Source organism: Leucobacter sp. M11 (assembly GCF_035726885.1).
GTDB lineage: Bacteria > Actinomycetota > Actinomycetes > Actinomycetales > Microbacteriaceae > JAPFRB01.
Genome location: NZ_JAPFRB010000002.1, coordinates 258,141 through 260,246 on the forward strand (window position 1 = coordinate 258,141; position 2,106 = coordinate 260,246).

Annotated in this window: 4 protein-coding genes; 2 read left to right on the plus strand and 2 right to left on the minus strand. The window is 72.3% G+C overall.

All coding sequences use genetic code 11. The features are described 5' to 3' along the window. Together OOT08_RS05435 and OOT08_RS05440 are read right to left on the minus strand one after the other, a co-directional pair. Positions 1 to 748 (minus strand): DNA alkylation repair protein (locus OOT08_RS05435; protein ID WP_325091559.1); only part of this gene is annotated, 748 nt, incomplete at its 3' end. 142 nt (positions 749 to 890) lie between these two features. Beyond that, the gene (locus OOT08_RS05440; RefSeq protein WP_325091560.1) at positions 891 to 1,157 is read right to left on the minus strand and encodes a GlsB/YeaQ/YmgE family stress response membrane protein; all 267 of its coding nucleotides are present in this window, start codon (positions 1,155 to 1,157) and stop codon (positions 891 to 893) included. 160 nt (positions 1,158 to 1,317) lie between these two features. Here OOT08_RS05440 and OOT08_RS05445 point away from each other — a divergent pair, with 160 nt between their 5' ends. Both OOT08_RS05445 and OOT08_RS05450 read left to right on the plus strand, forming a co-directional pair. Then, complete coding sequence (locus tag OOT08_RS05445) at positions 1,318 to 1,668, plus strand: DUF7882 family protein (protein WP_325091561.1); 351 nt, start codon at positions 1,318 to 1,320, stop codon at positions 1,666 to 1,668. Continuing rightward, a complete protein-coding gene (locus OOT08_RS05450; protein WP_325091563.1) occupies positions 1,669 to 2,097 on the plus strand; it encodes a DUF7882 family protein in 429 nt (142 codons plus the stop codon). Positions 2,098 to 2,106: the final 9 nt, after the last annotated feature.

Here is a 2,106-nt window from a genome sequence, read left to right on the forward strand (position 1 = left end):
CGATCCGCTCGGTTGCGGCGCCCGGGGATTCGACGAGCCAGCGCTCGACCGTGTCCCGCGCCCAGTCGGGCCGGTCCTTCGAGGCGTCGTTGATCCAGTTCGCCACGGAGTCCTGCACATACTTCTCGGGGTCCGCCCGGAGGGGCTCCAGCAGCGGCAGGCCGAGCGCGGGTTCCGCCTTCAGCTCGCCGATGTGGCTCGCCCAGACACCCCTGGGGCGCAGCGCCTCCGAGGCGAAGCGGCGGATGCGCGGGGACGCGTCACCGGTCCAGCCGCTGAGCTGTTCGATGCTCTCCGCAAGCTCGGCGACCAGCTCGGGGCGCACCGCCATCCACACCCACTCGCGCACCGTGAAGGCCGGATCGTCGGCCAGCCCACGGATGCGGCCGAGGCGCTCGGTCACGCTGAGCCCCGGGGTCTCGCCCACGACGAAGCAGGCCCAGCCCCGGACCGTGTCGGAGGGATGTTCGGCGAGGCGCTCGGCGATGCCCGGGCCGAAGGCGGCCAGCAGCTCTGCCCCGACGAGGCGCATCCGCTTGAGCACGCCGAGTTCGGCGGCCGCACGCACGCGGTCGAGCGCCGCCGCCGGGAGCTCGGGCACCGCGTGCCCCAGCAGCTCCGCGTGGTCGATGACCAGGGCCTCGGTCAGCGTTCGGGCGGAGGCGGTGCCCGCGTTCAGCGCCGCCCGCTCTGCCTCGGTGACGGCGGCTCGGGAGCTGGCTCCCCGGCTGGGCGTGGCATCGGTCATGGCTCCAGCGTAGCCGCCGTTGGCCGAGTTCCCGGCCGTGGTCTGCGCACGGAACCCCTCCGGGGAGCCGAGCCGCAGGGCACGCGCGGTGCCTGCGGCTCGGATCCACTCGGAGGGGTTCCGGGACTGGATCGTGCGGCGGTTACGCCTTGCTTCGGCGACCGGTGACGAGGCCGTAGAGCAGCAGCGCCACGATGGAACCGCCGATCGCGAGGGCCCAGGTCTGCAAGGACCAGAACTCCTCAAGCTTCGCGTTGAAGAGCAGCCCGCCGAGCCATCCGCCGAGCATGGCGCCGATCACCCCGAGCAGCAACGTCATGAACCAACCGCCCCCGTTCTCGCCGGGGAGGATGGCCTTCGCGATGGCTCCGGCGATCAGGCCGAGCAGCAGAAATGCGAGAAAACCCATGGTGGGGTCCATCCTTTCGTTCCAGTGGCCCTCCCGGTGGGGAGCGTCGCGTCGAGCGACCGGCCTGGTATCTTCCACTGTGCCCGCCCCAAAAGCACCCGGGGAGGGGGTTGACACGCCGAAAGCACCGCGCTATGTCGTTTCGGGGTAGCCTCGTGGCATGGGGACTCTGGTGTACGCGGGGAGCAGCGAGTATTCGCTGGATGATCGCACGCTCGCGCACGTCAAGATCGCCGTCGCGCATGCGCTCCGGCACGGCGAGGGCTTCTTCCTGAGCTGGGACCGCTCGACGGACGAGGGCTCGGGTCGGGTCAGCCTGTGGCTGGCCCCGGCCATCCCGCTCGCGTTCCGTTTCGCGGAGCCGCGCAGCCCGAAGCTCAGCCTGCCCTGGCTGGAGGCCCTGCGCCGGGCGGCCGAGAGCGAGGACGGCCTGCGCCTGTTTGCCGAGGGCACCCACGATCCGGACGAACCGGCGGCGCGCCCCGCGGCGCCGTCGGCACGGGAGGCCTAGGTGGGCCTGCTCCGCTACGCGGCGGGCGAGGACCTGCCGCTCGATGACCGTTTGCTCGCCCATGTCCGCCGCGTGACGGCGAGCCGGTTCCGCTCCGGACAGGCCTTCCTCCTGAGCGTGCCCGGGCCGCTCATCGGGCCGCACCCCCTCGGCGGGGACGCGGGCCCGGGACCCAGCGCCCCGGGGCGAATCGCTTTCTGGATGCACCCGTCGATCCCCACGCAGTTTTTCTTCTCGGGGAACCGCGAACCCGTCCTCAACCCCGCCATGCTCGAGCTCTTCGAAGCGCTGTGCGACACCGCGCAGGGCCTCGTCCTCGTGCCAGAGCACCAGGTCGAGGCGCAGCTCGGCGAGCTGCGCGAGCGTCGGCGGCGGCTCGCGCAGAGCAAGGCGGCGGAGGACGCCGCGGGGTCCGAGCGCGCCCGCTAATCCGCGTTT

Coding starts and splice junctions, on each gene's coding strand:
- OOT08_RS05440 (WP_325091560.1), bottom strand. CDS start 1,157: ATGGGTTTTCTCGCATTTCTGCTGCTCGGCCTGATCGCCGGAGCCATC.
- OOT08_RS05445 (WP_325091561.1), top strand. CDS start 1,318: ATGGGGACTCTGGTGTACGCGGGGAGCAGCGAGTATTCGCTGGATGAT.